The organism is Paenibacillus sp. J22R56 (genome assembly GCF_056269375.1).
The window spans coordinates 115,571-131,543 of the sequence record NZ_JBWDNV010000012.1 but is presented as its reverse complement, the minus strand read 5'-3'; the positions used below and the strand labels follow the sequence as shown (position 1 = coordinate 131,543).

The window sequence follows — 15,973 nt, the reverse complement described above, 5'->3', positions numbered from 1 at the left end:
ATGACTAGAAGCTCTTCAGAAAATGGCTCATACTTGCCCGCTCCGACAGCGGAAGCCGTTGCTCCACTGGCAGAATTTGAGGAAATGCCTTATGAGGCTCCCTTTGGTACCAGTATGCAACCGAGCTGTAATCATTGGATTGGCAATTGCCATGGCCATGCTCAATGCCAAAGCGTATCGACTTCCGGAAAATAATCGGATCTACGATATGGAACCGATACGTTGTCCATTTGCCGGAGTAATCCATCTCCGTAGGAATGAGTGTTTTCTCCGTCCAGGCATGACCATTCGCACGTATTGGCGCAGCCAGCGAGATGCCGTGATAAGGACCGTCATATTTTCCTGATGGATAACACCAGGCCGCGCAAAAATAATCCTCTGTCCCCGTCCCATGAAGACGCGGAGGCCATGGCTCCCCATCGATGAAGAACATATCATCGCCTTCACCAAACCAGCTGTTTCCGGGAATCGGATCAATATGGTCAATGCTCAAATTGCAGCCTACATAATGTCCTTCGCCTTCGGCCTCAAGCAATATATAATTTTCAGCCCCGTCGAGATTTTTAACAGCATTGACAATGTCATTCGCATAAAAAGGATGATCATACTTGCCATGCTCCGCTTTCAATCCCTCAAGGTGAATAAGACCCTTCGTTGGCATTTCCCGCCGGAACTGGGCATGGAATCGGAACGCGTCCTCCGGTACCGGCTTCTCCACATAGTCTACATAATAATAAAAGACGATTTCCTTCTCGCATTCATTCTCGATTTCAATTCTCGCGCCATTGCCGAAAGGCATCTCGAAAAAGCAGTTCATCGCCGCTTTATCCTCGACCATCCCTTGTGTTGTAATCATATTAAGCGGCAGAGAGACGTAATGGCTTGCCACACCGTGACCAACGCCAAAGAAATCGCCGATAGGTGCCTCCACGCTTGGCTCTTGCTCGCCGTCCCAGTACATACGCATGACGATTTTGCGGAAATAATGACGGTCAGAGGAAGCGATCGTAATCCAAATATGCTGGATGACACCTGAACCGGCTAGATCTGCAATAATGCTGGTATCTCCCGGGCCTATTATAATGTGGTCCGTATTTCCTCCGGTTTGATCCCAGCTTGAGCTTCTTCTCGAGATACCCTCTTTGCGCATATAAAGATTGTTCATCGTCGTTCCTCCCTAATGAATTAATAAGGTAAGCGCTTTCTACAAATATATCATTTATTACAAATATAATAAATAAGGCTTTTCAAGCCTGACTATTTCGTCGCCCGGATATTTCTTTAAAATCACGCCAAGTACTTGTTTTTATATCTAATTAGATATAAGTCCTCAAGGCGGTCGCCTGTTATACTACGTTTTGAAAACGCTTACTAAAGCGTCTATTCCACTATTTGAGGAGATGATCATTGATGAAGAAATGGAAAACCCTGCTCCTTGGCGCCGCAGCTTCTGTTATGCTGATGCCGCTCCAGGTGAGTGCGTACAGCAATCCGATTACTATTTCAGATTCCTGGCATTGGGCAAACAATGATTTCTATGGTGAAGGCGATCCGTATATTTTAAAATTTAACGGCACCTATTACCTTTATGTCAGCACCGTTGATGATCAGAGCGGCGTCAAAGTATGGTCCTCTACTAATCTCGTAGATTGGTCCTACCGCGGATTGTGCACGACAGAAGCGGTCACGAAGGCTGCTTATGCACCTGAAGTCGTCTATTGGAACGGCATGTTCTACATGTACACTTCCCCGGGCGGCGGCGGACATTATGTACTCCAAAGCACCAGTCCAACCGGGCCTTTCACCGTAGCAACAGGCAATCTCGGCATGGGCATTGACGGTAATGTCTTTATCGATGATGACGGCAAATGGTACTTCTACTCGACCGGCTCCAATACGATTAATGCACGTTCAATGACGAGCCCTACAGCCTTTGGTACAGCTGTTGGCACTGGATTATCGATGGCTGGCTGGACAGAAGGGTCTACTACCTTCAAGCGTAACGGCAAATATTATATGACCTATACGGGTAATCATGTGTGGAGCACAGCATATCGAGTTAACTATGCAACAAGTACAAGCCCTACCACCAGCTTCGCATCGGCAGACAGCCAAAATCCCGTTCTGATTGATACGGAAGGATCGAATGTCGGTCTTGGACATAACAGTATGATCAAAGGACCTGACCTTGATTCCGACTTCATGGTGTATCACAGTCATGCTTCAGGAGGCAATTTGGTCTATCCCGGCCGTAAAATGAATTTGGACCGCGTTGTCTGGAACGGCGACAAGATGCTTGTGCTTGGTCCAACAACGGCTTCCCAGCAAAATCCCGAGCTGGCGGATTTTGAAGATCGCTTCAACCGGGCATCGATCGGAACCGGCTGGACGAATATCGGCGGCGGAACATGGGGGATCTATAATCAGGAGCTGATGTGGCAGGACACGATTGGCAGCGCAGCTACTTACCGCCAAGTGACCAGTACCAGCACCGCAAGCGATTATACAGCGGAGTTCAACGGGAAGCAGATCAAACAGGGTACAACTAGCAACCCGGTATATGGCGCTGTATTTTCCTACACGGATGAGAACAACTACGGTACAGCGGTATTGAACCGAAGCTTGAACCGACTAGAGACGAATTATGTTGTTGGCGGCGTTAGCCAAGGATGGCAATATGCAGCTCTTCCATCAGGATACGACTATACCAAATGGCATCAGATCCGCGTGGAGAAAGAAGGTACCAGCTTTACTGTTTATGTGGATGGAATGAAAAAACAGACTCGTACCGTAAGTGGAATCGCAGGCGGCAAGATCGGGTATACCACAACGGATGCTCATGCCGACTTTGGCTACACCGCTTTTAGCAACAAAGTGAACGGAAGCAGCGCATGGAATGCGTACAAACCTCTTCCAGGCAAAATTGAAGCTGTTCATTATATGAATGGGGCTGAGGGAACAGCCTACTATGACTTGACCGCAGGCAACACTGGCGGAGCCTACCGTACAGGTTCGGTAGATATCCGCAGCTCAGCAGCGGAGGGCAAAAATGTCGTAGGCTGGAATCAAACCGGTGAATGGCTGAAATACCGAGTAAATGTTGCTGAGACCGGCTACTACGATCTGGATACTCGTCTTGCTACTACCTACACGGATGCGAGCTTCCGCGTATGGGACGGGTCAACCGATCTGACCGGCATTGTAAATGTACCAAGCTCTGGTGATTGGGAAAGCTGGACAACGGCGAGTAAAAAAGGGCTTTATCTAACAGCCGGTTATCACGAGCTCCGGTTCGAGTTTGTTAAAGGGGAATTTGATTTCTCCGGGATGACCTTCTCCCGCGGCGATGCTGTCACCAGCCTGACTGACGACTTTAATGACGGAAATGACAACGGATGGACAAGGTTTGAAGGCAACTGGTCTGTTAACTCGGGTGAGCTGGATTCTGCAGGAGCAGGCGTATTTGGCAAAACGACGATTGGTAATGAGCGCTGGGCGGACTATACCGTTGAGTCAGATATTAAGCTTGTGGACACTACCGGCGATGCCGGCATGCTGGTCCGAGTGAATAATCCGTCAAATGGTACTGTGCTGGTCAATAATCCAGATTATCTCCAAGGTTATTATGCCTTTATCAAGTCCAACGGGGTTTACTTAGGCAAGACGAATTATAATTACGCGGCTGTTGGCTCTTCGCCGATCTCGCTGGCAGCGGGGACCTGGCATCATATGAAGGTTACAACCTCCGGCACAACGATCAAAGTATATGTGAACGATATGACCACACCAAAGATCACCTATACGGACAACAGCAGCAACCCATTTACTCACGGTAAGGTAGGATTGCGTACAATGAACAACCATACACGATTCGATAACTTCAAGGTCAATCCATAAGTGCGAAGAAGGCAGACCCCTGACGAGGTCCGCCTTCTTCTTTTTTATGAAGGGAATATGAGCCGTGTTGGAACAACATGTCTGCCTTGCAGCTTCTCCCCGCGAAGGATACGGTTCATTAGCAGCGTCACCGCTCTCCCACCGATTGCCGATTCATTCTGACGAATATAAGCGACCTCCTGGATTTCCGGATCATCGAAGGTGACCAGTTGTTTACCAGACATCAGATACATCCGCTTTAAAGCATGATAAGCTAGCCTGGCTAGCTCTACATCAGTAGCTATTAGTCCGGAAAATTCGGCATGCCGCTCCCGCATCCAATGCTCTATCCGCTCCGCCCCTTCTTTCCTCGAAACATTAAATACTTCATATGGAACGGTATAACGTAGAATAGAAGATTCCTCAATCCCGTATTCGATTACCGCATTGTCGAATCCGCTAAGCCTATCCGCTATAACACTATGTTCAATTGGCGGCGTAAGTAACGCAATACGATGATGTCCTCTACTTACCAGATAAGAAACAGCCTGTCGTGCTCCAGCTTGATTATTCGAACTGACGCTTACTAGCGGTATGTCCGTATAGTAACGGTCAATCAGAACAACCGGGCACTCTAGTTCCTCTGCCCTCACTACCGTCCGGCGCTCATTCTGAGCCCCAATCGAGAATAAGATGAGTCCGCTGATACCAAGTGCACCAAGATCTTCAAGCGACTGCAGTTCCTTCACGGCACTGCCTCTCGACACACGAATCACCAGCGTATAGCCGAATCCGTCAACAGCCTTCTCAATAGCGTCAAGCAGCCGCTGCTCGACTTTCGTACGCATAGATGGAATAATCATGCCAATTAATTGATGCTTCATCGGCATCTGCAGCTTCTTCCCGCTGCTTTCCTCCTCCGAAAAAAACAGCTTGTAAGGAGCCTGTCCGGCAACAAAAGTCCCCCTGCCCTTGGAGCGGACAACAATCCCCTCTTCTGCTAGGCCGGCCAAGGCATTTTTTGTTGTCATTAGGCTTACATGAAACTGGGCAGCCAAGTCGATCTCTGATGGAATTCTGTCACCTGGCCGCAGGTTTCCAAGTGATATTTGATTTTTAATAGCTTCTTGAATTTGTTTATACAATGGAATATCCTTCAAGGGCGATCACCACTTTTACTATACTTCGTGAATGCCCCGCAAAACAACAACAGCTTTAAGGGGAAAACTTCATTCCATGTTATTGACACCTCCATCCTATTCCAATAGAATGAACGAAGCTTTCTCTTCTATTAAGTATTCCAATTGCTACTAACGCAGATCTGGAGGACTATCTTCATGGACATTCGTTCCGAATTTGGACAAATCGTCAGGGAATTACGTGCCCGCAGCGGGATGTCGCAAGAAATGCTGGCCTATCATTCCGGGCTCGACAGAACGTACATAAGTGGTGTTGAACGAGGAGAACGCAATCTTAGTTTGGTTAATATTGAAAAGATCGCAGCCGCTCTTCGAGTATCCATTCAATATCTTTTCTCAAGTGAGAGATTCTCGTCTAATCTTGCCTATCAACCCAGTGATTTTACAGTACCTTTTAAAGAAAGATTCAGCTATCATCTGGACCATGATAAGAAAATATTAGCCTTCCAGGTTAATGGCTTGTTTGGCGGTAAGCAAGATGTCGATTATTTAACATCGACCATATTAGGCATCTGCTCAGCATATGGCAGAGATGAGTTAAATATATTAGTCGACCATCGCAACATGAAGGCTGCAGATGGTGAAGTTGTCGTTTATTCTCCAGAAATAATAGAAGCAGCCGTGGAGTTTCAACAAAAGCTAACGATATACAGCAAGAAGGTCATTGCCTTATGTAACTCTGAATTTATGGTGCAGCAGCTTAATCATGTGTCCACAACAAGTGGAATCCGCGATAAAGCCCTTCATTTATTCGAGAAAGATAAAGCCATGGTCGATAAAGCTTATTCTCTTTTTGATATTCATGGCAATGAGCTAATCAAAACTTTAGGTTAATACAGGTAAATCCCCTCACGGCAAGACCGGAGGGGATTTTTTTACATCTTACTTCAGCAGATCTTCGATCGCCTTGCGAGTATTGGCACTAAATAATTTGAAAAATTTGATTAATTCCGCATTACATAAGCCTGCGTTATACAGCATTTGAATCGTAATAAACTCCGGCATCCCTTTATCGTTTACCGAGGTGATAATACCTGCCTTCATAGCAGCTGAAGTCGACGTCTTCGTCCAGCTCGGCGGCGTTTGGTCACCCGACAAATTAACATGCTTCTCAAGAGCGGCGATCCGCTCTGAAAGCTCCTCCATTTGTTGTCTTTCTGCATCTGTCATTGGCTGATCCTCCTCTGGCCCATATGCTTTCAGCAAGTCCTCTTCCGTGCCTGCATATTCGTTCAAATCGACATTCCCGCTAATACCCGCTACTTTCCGGCTTCCGTTTGGCAATGTACCTCCAGAGCTTCCATCGCTGTATTGCCAAAAGGTCCATCTTCCCCATGCCTTTGCATCGTCAGGTGGTGTTGAAGCATTATATCTGGCGATCCATAGCGGGTAGCTGCTAAGTGAGGTATCAAAATGGTTCGCAAAAGCGTTACCGGTATAAAAGATTGGCTTGGCCCCAAATAGCCGTTCCGTCTCCTCCAGAAAAGCTTTTGCTACAGCACTCATGCTTGCGTCGCTAAGGTTACCCGAATTCGTCTCGTAATCCATCACGGGAGGCAGCAGCAGCTTGTTGGCTTGTGAAGCGGTTTGATAAAAATACTGCGCTTCTCTTTTGGCAGCTGCCGCAGATGTTGCCCGCAGAAAATGATAAGCACCGACCAGAAGCCCTGCTGCTGCCGCTTCGGAGGCATTACGCATGAATGTTGGATCCTTGTAGGTCTCACCCTCCGTTGCTTTGACAAAAGCAAACGAAATGCCAGCACCCGCTACTTTCTGCCAATCAATGTCTCCTTGGTAATGGGATACGTCAATGCCTTGGGCGTTACCTTTGGTTCTTCCTTGCATGACATCCCCTCCTTCGAGTCTGTATTTACCTTCCCTTCCTATTAATAAATTCAGACTCAAATAGATAGGACACGGCATTTTGGCAGAAAGTAGCCGCCTGCCCCTTAAGTAATCGGACGCTCCGCTATCAATTCAATGAGCTTTTGCGCGGCTTTGCTTAAATAATGCTGCTTTAACCAAATAATTGCCGAGCTTGAGGTGACATCTGGTCCTTCAATCGGGAATACGCGAATGCGGTGATTCTGATACCGGTTAACTGAGGTCCGCGGCAGAATGGAAGCGCCAAACCCGGAAGCTACAAGCTCCACAAGCATACCGATATCGGAGCACTCCCCAATAATGGACGGCGACAATCCTCGTGAATGAAATTGATCCAGAATCAAATGATAAAGACCAAGACCTTCTGTACTCGGGAGGACTAACGGATGCTCAGCTATGTAATCATAGGTTATCGCTTCGTGCTCCTCGTTCTCGCTTCCCCTTCCCGTTACAAAAAACAATGGCTCAGCACCAAGAATGACATGATCAAATTCCTCAAGGTTAATCGGAAGGCGGACAATTGCCAAATCCAGTGCTTTATCCTTGATAAGTCTGGTTAAGGTGATCGTCTCATTCTGCTGGATTTTGAAAGTAACCTTCGGGTATAACATGCGGAAAGCGCTGAGTACGCCGGGAAGCCGCTCGTCTGACAACGTATTGATGCCAATGGACAGCTTCCCTCTTACTCCAAGCCCGGATTCTTTTACTTCTTCCTTCGCTTCCTCCAACAGCCGTGTAATGGTAAGAGCATGCTCATACAACGTTCTGCCTGGGGCGGTTAATTCGAGATGACGTCCGCTTCGAATAAATAACGACACGCCAAGCTCCTCCTCCATCAGCTTTAACTGCTGACTAAGCGGAGGCTGAGACATATGTAGGCGATACGCAGCTGAAGTTACTTGAAGCTCTTCTGCCAAGGCAATAAAATAACGTAATTGTTTGATGTCCATCTTCAGTTCCGATCCGATCTGCAAACCAGCTATATGATTTTCATATGCTTTCGCAATTTATTTAATATTTTTAATATAGTTATGCCCATGATACCATATACGGAGCATTCGGGAGAAAATCAAAGCTCGAAACGTACGGATATTATGTGGAAAGCTGGGAAATAACATGTTAAAAACAAAAGATTCATTTACTGTACTGCTTGCGGGCATGCAGTGGCTTTTCTTTATATTTACTAATACGGTGATGGTGCCGCTCTCAATCGGACATGCACTGGGACTAGCGCCGGAAGATATCGCTTCTTCCATGCAGCGCTCCTTTATATTGACCGGTCTGCTCTGTATCGTTCAGGCAATCTGGGGGCATCGATATGCACTAATGGATGGTCCGGCTGGCGTATGGTGGGGGCTTGTGCTTAGTATCTGCGCTTCTGCCCCTGCAATGGGCATGGATATCGGCACGGTTGCTGCCAGCCTAAGTACTGGATTTATTTTGTCCAGTGCAGTCGTTATTGTACTCGCCTTATGCGGTTTTCTGAAAGTACTGAAGCGGATCTTTACCCCAATGGTAATGGGTGTCTTCCTGCTGCTTCTTACATTCCAGCTCGCCAATACATTCTTCAAAGGGATGATTGGTTATGATCAAGGCGGCAAATGGGATTTGCAATTAGCTGGCTTGTCCTTGTTTATTATCGTGGTTGTAGCGCTCATTCATTTGAAAGGCAAGGGCAAATGGGGACAGTTCTCGCTGCTTGGCGGTATCATCGTCGGATGGATTGCTTATGCCTTATTGTTCGGAAGCGAAAGCAGAATGGGTGCAGCAACTGGAAGCAGCAACGGCATTTGGCATTGGCTGCCCTGGGGAACACCTGGATTTGAACCTGGAATTATGATGGTTGGTCTTCTAGCCGGTCTTGTGAACATGACGAATACGTTGACCAGCTTAACGGCTGCAGGCAGACTCTTCAAAAGAGAAGCATCAGATAAGCAGTTTGTACGATCGATTCTATTCACAAACAGCTTCTCCATCCTGGCTGGCTGTCTTGGTCTTATTCCATTTGGAACATTTGCATCATCTATTGGTTTTCTTGAAAATACAAAGGTATTACGCCGTGCCGCACTCATTGCAGGCTCTGCCATGTTTATTATCGTCGGGATCTTCCCCGCACTAGGTGGATGGCTGGCACAACTGCCTTTATCCGTCGGGAACGCGGTATTATTTGTTGCTTATCTGCAGATGTTTGGCACTGCGATTCGCTCCTTCCAAGGAACAACGTTTAACGCCAAAACGATCTATCGTGTTGCGCTTCCCGTATTAACGGGGATCAGTATTATGAACATTCCCGCTTCAGCCTTCGCGGAGTTCCCTCCGCTCTTAACGCCAATTCTCTCTAACGGCCTCATTATTGGTGTCTTGCTAGTCATTATTTTAGAGAATTTCATTCAATGGGATAAATTTGAAGTAAAACCGTTAGTTAAGGAACCGGAATCCCCTTCACAGCAACTCGCTTTGCAGCTCAATAAATAAATGAAAGGGGCACATTCCAATGTGCCCCTTTCATTTATTTATCTCCATTATGAATACCTCTTGTTCTGTTAATACTAGATTGCATAAAAGGAGATGATTCGTTTTGGTTCCTGAAACATTGCTAGTATTAACGTTATTTGCTCTTGGTTATTATGCTTTTCACCTTTATTCTCTAAAAGACAGCCAGATTCGATTACAGCAAAACAAACTTAGTGAATTCCTTAAATCAAAAGAAGATGTACATAAAATTCTATTAGCCGGAATGTATCAAAGATTCAAAAAAGAAGAAGGAAAGACAGAAGATACACCTTATGACTTCGAACGTTTTGTCGCAAGAACCTTAGAAGTTGTATATAAGGGGAAATGTACAGTGACACCCTCCAGCAATGATGGAGGGATAGACATATTGCATGACACGAATGATGGCGTTGAGCTTATTCAAGTAAAATGCTACGAGCCTAATGTGAAGCTTAATTTTGAGCCTGTCGCGATATTACATAGTCAAATGATTAAACAACAGGTACAAAAAGCAGCAATCATTGCGACATGCTCTTACAGTGATCTTGCCATCAAATATGCAGATGAGGTCAATGTCCGTTTAATTGATGGGAAGGCATTTCTAGAAATGTGGATTCAAAGTATACAGCTACTAGAAGATGAACTATCGGTGTTCTCCTCAGTGAAACCTGACTATGCTTGAACCTTAAAAAGGCTCTATTCCCTATCGAAACACCCATTCGGGTCCAGCATTTTGTCCATAAACTATGAGATAAGCCACCGCTATGAGGGGATGCGAGTCTTACATGTTTTGCTGGATCGGTAAGGTTGTTGTCGTAAATAATAGTGGTATCATTCATTTTGGATTTGTGAAACAGATCGCCCCGGAATCTATCTCGGTTGGATCAGGTAATGGCTCGACAACATCAGAGCAGGATATGGAACAAACAGGTAGAGAAACCGAAGAGCAAGCTAATGGCAATGGCGGTAAAAACACTAATAGCGGCAATGGCAGTAAGAACGTCAAGGGCATGAATGGGAAAAGTAAGGGCAGCAACAAAGGCAATAGCAACAGTATTAGCAAAAGCAAAGGTAAAGCAACGGCTACAGCACCTGCAGCAGCGAAAAAAACGGCTCCCTCTTCGCCTTCTATCCCTTCCCTGCCGCTTGGTAAAAACAATCCATTAAGCGCATTATTAAAAAAAGGGTTCAAATAAGCCATGTGCTTATTTTGAACCCTTTTGTCTATCTATAAGCTGGCGCAACCAGCCCGATGTCCGACATCGTTGCAAAGCTTTCCCCAACAAGCACTTTCCGCTCATTGCCTTTGATCGTAATCTCGTAGTCTTTCCCTAGCAGCTGAATCGTTCCTTCCACCTCGCTTGCAAGCATTCCGATGATAGCGATAAACTCCCCTTTGCGATTCGTGACCGCACGAACTCCATATGGAAGCCGCATGAACACCTCACCATTACGGTATACCGTTGAACGCTGGCGTGTATTAACCAGTTCAAATTCAACCCCGTCTACCTTTCGGGAATAAGCGGTCTCCTCCGCCACCTCTTCGCCATGGTCCATCGGATAAGGGACAAGCCCAGTAAACCATAGTTCCCCGTCTGGAGTAGGCAAGATGCCACATAAACGTTCTATATAATCCAGCACACCTAATATAGCCGGAGAATAGGTATCCGTATAACCTTCTTCACCGGTCCATGGGTTTAACGTCTGCGAGAAACGAGTCATCCTTGCCATCGCGCTTATGATTGGGAACATGATCCATGTCAGCTCCACATAGCGTCCGTGGTATTCAAACGCATGTGCCGTACGGATAATCGTCAGGAAGTTAACCGGTCCTCCCCAGCTGTTGTAAGCCGAAGAGGGATCAAAACGTGGATCGTCCATCGCAACGGAAGTGAGCGGATACTTGGCGAAAAACTTGCTCGTATTCAGCAAATAACGCTTCAACGCAGTATCAAATCGACTTCGATCTCCTACTTCGCAGGCCAATACGCGCAGCAATACATCGGACTGCACACGGACAAATTCCCCGTTCCGATCCCGGTCATAGAACAATTCATCCGCCTCGTCATAACAATATTGATAGAGGCTATTTAAGCTTTGTTCTGTTTTCTCGTTCCAACGCACTTGATCAGCATCTGGCTCGCCAAGCTCTGTTGCGATAAGCGCCAAATACTTGCGCTGACAGTATACATTTGCGGTTAAATCAGGGGCCAGAAACGGCAGGATTGGCGATTCCGGGCTGTATAAACGCACATCGTTCAAATGAGCCGTATCTGGAACATGCCAGAAGCGCGGCGACAAATCATGTCCGGTATCAAAAGTACAAAAGGCTTCCACACAGCCGGTTCTCCGAGTATTCCGGTATCGGACAAGCCAATCATCAAACCGGGACATCGCCTGGTACATTCTCCGTAAGAACGAAGAATCACGACCATTCATCAAATAATGATTCCAGATGCTTCTAGCAAGCGGCGTCACCATCTGAATTTGCCGGTATGCGGGTCCTGCAGCGGTAACTTTATAGGGAATCAAGCCGTCCTCTCTCTGAAACTCGGCAAATAAGAGATAAGTGGAATGGGATACACGAGGGAGAAAACGAGACAGCAGCTCCGCGTTAATGGTACCTGTGCTCTCCAGCCAGCAGCCTGCGTACGCTCCTCCCTCCTGAAGCACGGGATGATTCTCATGATTAGGTACAATGCAGTCAAGAAGCTTACGAATGCCCGCATAATATACATTCTGAAGCCGCTCTGAAGAAGCAGCGAACTTAACCCCGGTACTCTGCCAGTCAGCAATTATTTGTTCATCAGACTTTTTAGCTATCTGTCCAACTTTATTCTCGAGGTCAATTGCACGAAGTTTTTCTAATAGCAAGGTCATTCGCCTCTTTTGTCAGTTAGTAAGTTTCGGGCTTATATCGGAACCAATGAAAGTCAAAACTCTCCCCTTCTGAGGGCTGGTTGTTTAGCCCTTCACACTGCCCATAACAAGGCCTTTCATAAAATATTTCTGCAGGAAGGGATAGACCAGTAATACCGGGAAAGCTGCGAGAAACACTTGCGCCGCTTTGTAAGTCCGGTCACTGACATCACCTGTATTAAGCAGCTCATTCGAAGACATTAAGCTTGGATCCGTTGTAATAATAATTGTCTGTAAATAGCTTTGAAGCGGATAATGGATGGGCTGATTCATATAAATCAAGCCGTCAAACCAGGAGTTCCAATGGGTTACAATCGTAAACAGCGTAATCGTAGCGATCGCCGGCATCGAGAGCGGAACATATATTTTCCACAGCACACGCCAGTGACCTGCCCCGTCTATATAAGCAGCTTCTTCAATTTCCTTTGGCAATCCACGGAAAAAGTTCATAAGCAAGATGACATTAAATACCGGTACTGCCCCTGGAAGCACCAATGCCCAGATCGTATCAAGCATATGAACCGACTTGATCGTCATGTAAGTTGGAATCAGACCACCGCTGAACAGCATGGTTATTATAAAAAACCATGCGTAAAAGTTACGCAGAGAGAGTGCTTTCTTTTCCTTGGAAAGTGGATAGGCAACTAAGATGGACAGCAGCATGTTGATCGCATAACCTAAACCAACCCTTTTTAACGATACAAAAAATCCGTCAACAAACTCATGCTTCTGGAGCGCGTATTTATACGAAGATAAAGTAAAATCAACCGGGAGAAGCTTGACGAAACCGGCAGCGGCTGCCGTACTGGAGCTAAAGGATATCGCGAGCACGTTGATCAGCGGCAATATACATACAAAGGCCGTTAAACCAAGCAAGATATAGTTGAAGATGAGAAAGCTTTTTCTACTGAGTGTAAGCTTATGCATGATGTGCCCTCCTTAAAAGATCCGATAGCCGGCATAACGTCCGGCGAGCTTATTGGATATGACGATAAGCACAAAGGAAATAACCGATTTAAACAGACCAACGGCTGTAGCTACCCCATACTGTGCGTCCAATAAACCAATCCGGTAAACAAAGGTGTCCAGAATATCGCCCGTGCTGTAGACCATAGGGCTATAAAGATTAAAGACCTGCTCAAAGCCTGCATTCAGTACATTACCGAGGCTCAGCACGCCCATAAGGACCACGATTGGCATCATACCAGGCAGGGTCACATGCAGCGTCTGCTTCCATCGGTTAGCGCCATCCATCGTTGCAGCTTCATATAAGCTTTGATCAATAGCAGTCAATGCCGCCAAATAGACGATAGTCCCATATCCGAAATGCTTCCACGTATCCGTTAACACCAGTGTGTAAGGGAACCACTTCTCATTACCCAAGAAGAAGATTGGTTCGATTCCGAATATCCCCAGCATTTGATTCACAATACCACCGGACGGGGATAAAATATCGATCAGAATGCCGCCTAGGATAACCCAGGACAAAAAGTAAGGGAAATAAATTATCGTTTGAATCGTACGTTTGAAGAAGGCTCCCGCAATCTCGTTAAGAAGAAGCGCGAACACGATTGGCACGATCATACCAGCAATAATTTTTAACACAGCAATAAAAACGGTATTCCACAATATACTCGTGAAGTTCGGCAGCTCCAGCATATAGCGGAAGTTATCAAGGCCAATCCACTTGGAATGAAAAATCCCTTTGGCTGGTGAGAATTTCTGGAAAGCAATAACAATGCCCATAATAGGCACGTAGCTGAATAATAGTGTCAATAGAATGCCGGGCAGCAACATGAGATGCAGAGGCCATTCCTGGAGCTTTTTCTTTAATTGCATACTGTGAAACCTCCGTTATATGGACAAAGAAGTGGAAAGCGGATGTAACCCCTCTTCCCACTTCTCCTTCACCATCTTATTTATTTTTTGCTGCCCACTCGTTAGCTTCTTTCGTAATTTGATCGCCGCCGAGCTTCTTCCAGTCTTCTACAAATTTATCAAATGTGTCGATAGATTGACCCATAATAATCTTAGTAATCACTTCTTCCTCCATCTTTTGCAGAGAAGAAAGCTTTTCCACCATAGTAGGAGTCAATGCGCCATAGAAGGCATCAAACGTATAGTTGTTGTCATTCACATATTGGTTAATGACGTCGAAGCTGCTTGGGGAGCCAAATACGCGCTCTGTCCCCCAGTTCTCACGATTGCCGCCACGGAAGTCTACGATTTTGTCATAATAGCCTTTCTCTTCTGTCGATAATTTGGATGGATCTTTAGATTCCAGCGCTGCTATCGCATTCAGATGGGCATTCAGGTTTTTCTTGGCAGGCTCTGCACTAATCAAGCTGTACAGGTATACCGGAATGTTGTTCTTGCTGTAACCAAATCCATTATCAACCGCGTCCTCTTCAAAACCTTCCATGCTGAAGTTCAAGAGCTTAATAATCGCTTCCGGATGCTTGCTGTCTTTGCTGACTGCAAAGTATCGTTGGATCGGCATTTTACCAATCGGTGTAGCTTTCTGATCATCAAACGATACTAGAGGGAAGGACTTCCATTCTGCTTTTGGATCGCTATTAACATTCTCTTGGATAACCGAGAGTGGAGCTGACATCGTACCGTAGAACATGCCAAGCTTGCCGCCAACGATTGATTCCGTTACCTTCGCACGGTCCTTAACACCAAATTCTTTATCCAGCAGACCTTGCTTATACATATCTTGAAGCTGCTGCAAAGCAGCTTTCATTTCAGGTTGAATACTGCCGTATGCAAGCTGGCCAGAGGCATCCTTCACCCATTTTTCCGGAGCAGCGTGGTAACCGGAGAAGAAGCCGGAGCCGCCAAACTGGCCATCTGTCATAAAGGTCTTTGTCAAACCAAGACCAAACGTATCCGGTTTTCCGTTGCCGTCGGGGTCATTCTTTGTAAACGCTTCCGCAATTTTAATCACATCATCCATCGTTTTTGGCTCCGGAAGATTAAGCTTGTTCAACCAATCGGTCCGAAGATAAAGGATTGGCAAGCCATCCACAGCTGATGCCGTACTTGGAATGGCCATCAATTTGCCGCCGATTTTCGCTGTATTAAAGCTGGCTTCATCCTGCAGCATTATTTTCTTCGTAATCGGAGAAGCATACTTCTCGAACAAATCTGTCAAATCATACAGCATATCGTTCTCAGCAAGATCGGTCAGCTGCTTGTTCTTCAGCCACATAATATCAGGCAGATCACCAGATGCAATGGACACATTCAGCTTTTGATCAAATTGTTCAACCGGAACCGTCCACTGGTATTTCAGCTTAATCCCTAGATCACTTTCATAAGCTTTCGTGTAAATGTTATTCTCAATCGTATCTCCATTCTCGTACTGATACGTGGATTCCGTATAACGCCAAGCTGTAATATCAATAGGAGGATCATATTTCGCCATTGGATCAACAGCCGGTTCAGCGGAATTTGGTGCTGCTGTAGCTGTGCTATTATCAGGTTTGTCAGTTGCATTGTTCTCATTATTCGAACCACCGGAGCTGCAAGCAGAGAGCATCATCATCGCAGCCATAACACCAATTGCTGTCGATTTCACTTTATTTCTATTTTTCATA

Annotated in this window: 13 protein-coding genes; 5 read left to right on the top strand and 8 right to left on the bottom strand. The window is 46.0% G+C overall.

Features of this window, described 5'->3' with window-relative positions:
- Positions 1-4 precede the first annotated feature (4 nt).
- Positions 5-1,165, bottom strand: coding sequence for a glycoside hydrolase family 172 protein (locus AC0YNT_RS26565; RefSeq protein ID WP_475807325.1), 1,161 nt, complete (start codon positions 1,163-1,165; stop codon positions 5-7).
- A gap of 245 nt (positions 1,166-1,410) precedes the next feature.
- On the opposite strand from AC0YNT_RS26565, the gene AC0YNT_RS26560 reads away from it, so the two are divergent.
- Complete coding sequence (locus AC0YNT_RS26560) at positions 1,411-3,897, top strand: family 43 glycosylhydrolase (protein ID WP_475807324.1); 2,487 nt, start codon at positions 1,411-1,413, stop codon at positions 3,895-3,897.
- Between the two features lie 44 nt (positions 3,898-3,941).
- Here the strand turns inward: AC0YNT_RS26560 and AC0YNT_RS26555 are convergent, their stop codons facing one another.
- Positions 3,942-5,021, bottom strand: a complete 1,080-nt coding sequence (locus AC0YNT_RS26555; RefSeq protein WP_475807323.1) for a GntR family transcriptional regulator — start codon at positions 5,019-5,021, stop codon at positions 3,942-3,944.
- A gap of 192 nt (positions 5,022-5,213) precedes the next feature.
- Between AC0YNT_RS26555 and AC0YNT_RS26550 the strand changes: the two genes are divergently transcribed.
- Positions 5,214-5,909 carry a helix-turn-helix domain-containing protein gene (locus AC0YNT_RS26550; RefSeq protein ID WP_475807322.1) on the top strand — a complete coding sequence of 232 codons (696 nt, stop codon included), beginning with the start codon at positions 5,214-5,216 and terminating at the stop codon, positions 5,907-5,909.
- Between the two features lie 48 nt (positions 5,910-5,957).
- Here AC0YNT_RS26550 and AC0YNT_RS26545 read toward each other — a convergent pair whose 3' ends face one another.
- Together AC0YNT_RS26545 and AC0YNT_RS26540 are read right to left on the bottom strand one after the other, a co-directional pair.
- Complete coding sequence (locus AC0YNT_RS26545; RefSeq protein ID WP_475807321.1) at positions 5,958-6,920, bottom strand: glycoside hydrolase family 25 protein; 963 nt, start codon at positions 6,918-6,920, stop codon at positions 5,958-5,960.
- Between the two features lie 104 nt (positions 6,921-7,024).
- Positions 7,025-7,909 (bottom strand): LysR family transcriptional regulator, encoded by an 885-nt coding sequence (locus AC0YNT_RS26540; RefSeq protein WP_475807320.1) that lies wholly within the window; start codon positions 7,907-7,909, stop codon positions 7,025-7,027.
- A gap of 166 nt (positions 7,910-8,075) precedes the next feature.
- Here AC0YNT_RS26540 and AC0YNT_RS26535 point away from each other — a divergent pair, with 166 nt between their 5' ends.
- From AC0YNT_RS26535 to AC0YNT_RS26525, 3 genes are all read left to right on the top strand, one after another.
- Positions 8,076-9,434: a uracil/xanthine transporter gene (locus AC0YNT_RS26535; protein ID WP_475807319.1), complete on the top strand. Its 1,359-nt coding sequence runs from the start codon at positions 8,076-8,078 to the stop codon at positions 9,432-9,434.
- 103 nt (positions 9,435-9,537) lie between these two features.
- Complete coding sequence (locus tag AC0YNT_RS26530; protein WP_475807318.1) at positions 9,538-10,134, top strand: restriction endonuclease; 597 nt, start codon at positions 9,538-9,540, stop codon at positions 10,132-10,134.
- 103 nt (positions 10,135-10,237) lie between these two features.
- On the top strand, positions 10,238-10,648 hold the full coding sequence (locus tag AC0YNT_RS26525; RefSeq protein WP_475807317.1) for a hypothetical protein: 411 nt from the start codon (positions 10,238-10,240) through the stop codon (positions 10,646-10,648).
- A gap of 28 nt (positions 10,649-10,676) precedes the next feature.
- On the opposite strand, the gene AC0YNT_RS26520 is transcribed toward AC0YNT_RS26525, so the two are convergent.
- The 4 genes from AC0YNT_RS26520 to AC0YNT_RS26505 all read right to left on the bottom strand — a co-directional run bounded on the left by AC0YNT_RS26520 (position 10,677) and on the right by AC0YNT_RS26505 (position 15,972).
- Positions 10,677-12,332, bottom strand: coding sequence for an MGH1-like glycoside hydrolase domain-containing protein (locus tag AC0YNT_RS26520; RefSeq protein ID WP_475807316.1), 1,656 nt, complete (start codon positions 12,330-12,332; stop codon positions 10,677-10,679).
- Between the two features lie 84 nt (positions 12,333-12,416).
- Complete coding sequence (locus AC0YNT_RS26515; protein WP_475807315.1) at positions 12,417-13,298, bottom strand: carbohydrate ABC transporter permease; 882 nt, start codon at positions 13,296-13,298, stop codon at positions 12,417-12,419.
- Positions 13,299-13,310: 12 nt separating this feature from the next.
- Complete coding sequence (locus AC0YNT_RS26510) at positions 13,311-14,210, bottom strand: ABC transporter permease (RefSeq protein WP_475807314.1); 900 nt, start codon at positions 14,208-14,210, stop codon at positions 13,311-13,313.
- A gap of 76 nt (positions 14,211-14,286) precedes the next feature.
- Positions 14,287-15,972, bottom strand: a complete 1,686-nt coding sequence (locus AC0YNT_RS26505) for an extracellular solute-binding protein (protein ID WP_475807313.1) — start codon at positions 15,970-15,972, stop codon at positions 14,287-14,289.
- Position 15,973: the final 1 nt, after the last annotated feature.

Excerpts from the sequence above, each read along its gene's own strand:
- AC0YNT_RS26565 (WP_475807325.1), bottom strand. The coding sequence starts at position 1,165 with ATGAACAATCTTTATATGCGCAAAGAGGGTATCTCGAGAAGAAGCTCA.
- AC0YNT_RS26560 (WP_475807324.1), top strand. The coding sequence starts at position 1,411 with ATGAAGAAATGGAAAACCCTGCTCCTTGGCGCCGCAGCTTCTGTTATG.
- AC0YNT_RS26550 (WP_475807322.1), top strand. The coding sequence starts at position 5,214 with ATGGACATTCGTTCCGAATTTGGACAAATCGTCAGGGAATTACGTGCC.
- AC0YNT_RS26545 (WP_475807321.1), bottom strand. The coding sequence starts at position 6,920 with ATGCAAGGAAGAACCAAAGGTAACGCCCAAGGCATTGACGTATCCCAT.
- AC0YNT_RS26540 (WP_475807320.1), bottom strand. The coding sequence starts at position 7,909 with ATGGACATCAAACAATTACGTTATTTTATTGCCTTGGCAGAAGAGCTT.
- AC0YNT_RS26535 (WP_475807319.1), top strand. The coding sequence starts at position 8,076 with ATGTTAAAAACAAAAGATTCATTTACTGTACTGCTTGCGGGCATGCAG.
- AC0YNT_RS26525 (WP_475807317.1), top strand. The coding sequence starts at position 10,238 with ATGTTTTGCTGGATCGGTAAGGTTGTTGTCGTAAATAATAGTGGTATC.
- AC0YNT_RS26520 (WP_475807316.1), bottom strand. The coding sequence starts at position 12,332 with ATGACCTTGCTATTAGAAAAACTTCGTGCAATTGACCTCGAGAATAAA.
- AC0YNT_RS26515 (WP_475807315.1), bottom strand. The coding sequence starts at position 13,298 with ATGCATAAGCTTACACTCAGTAGAAAAAGCTTTCTCATCTTCAACTAT.
- AC0YNT_RS26510 (WP_475807314.1), bottom strand. The coding sequence starts at position 14,210 with ATGCAATTAAAGAAAAAGCTCCAGGAATGGCCTCTGCATCTCATGTTG.
- AC0YNT_RS26505 (WP_475807313.1), bottom strand. The coding sequence starts at position 15,972 with ATGAAAAATAGAAATAAAGTGAAATCGACAGCAATTGGTGTTATGGCT.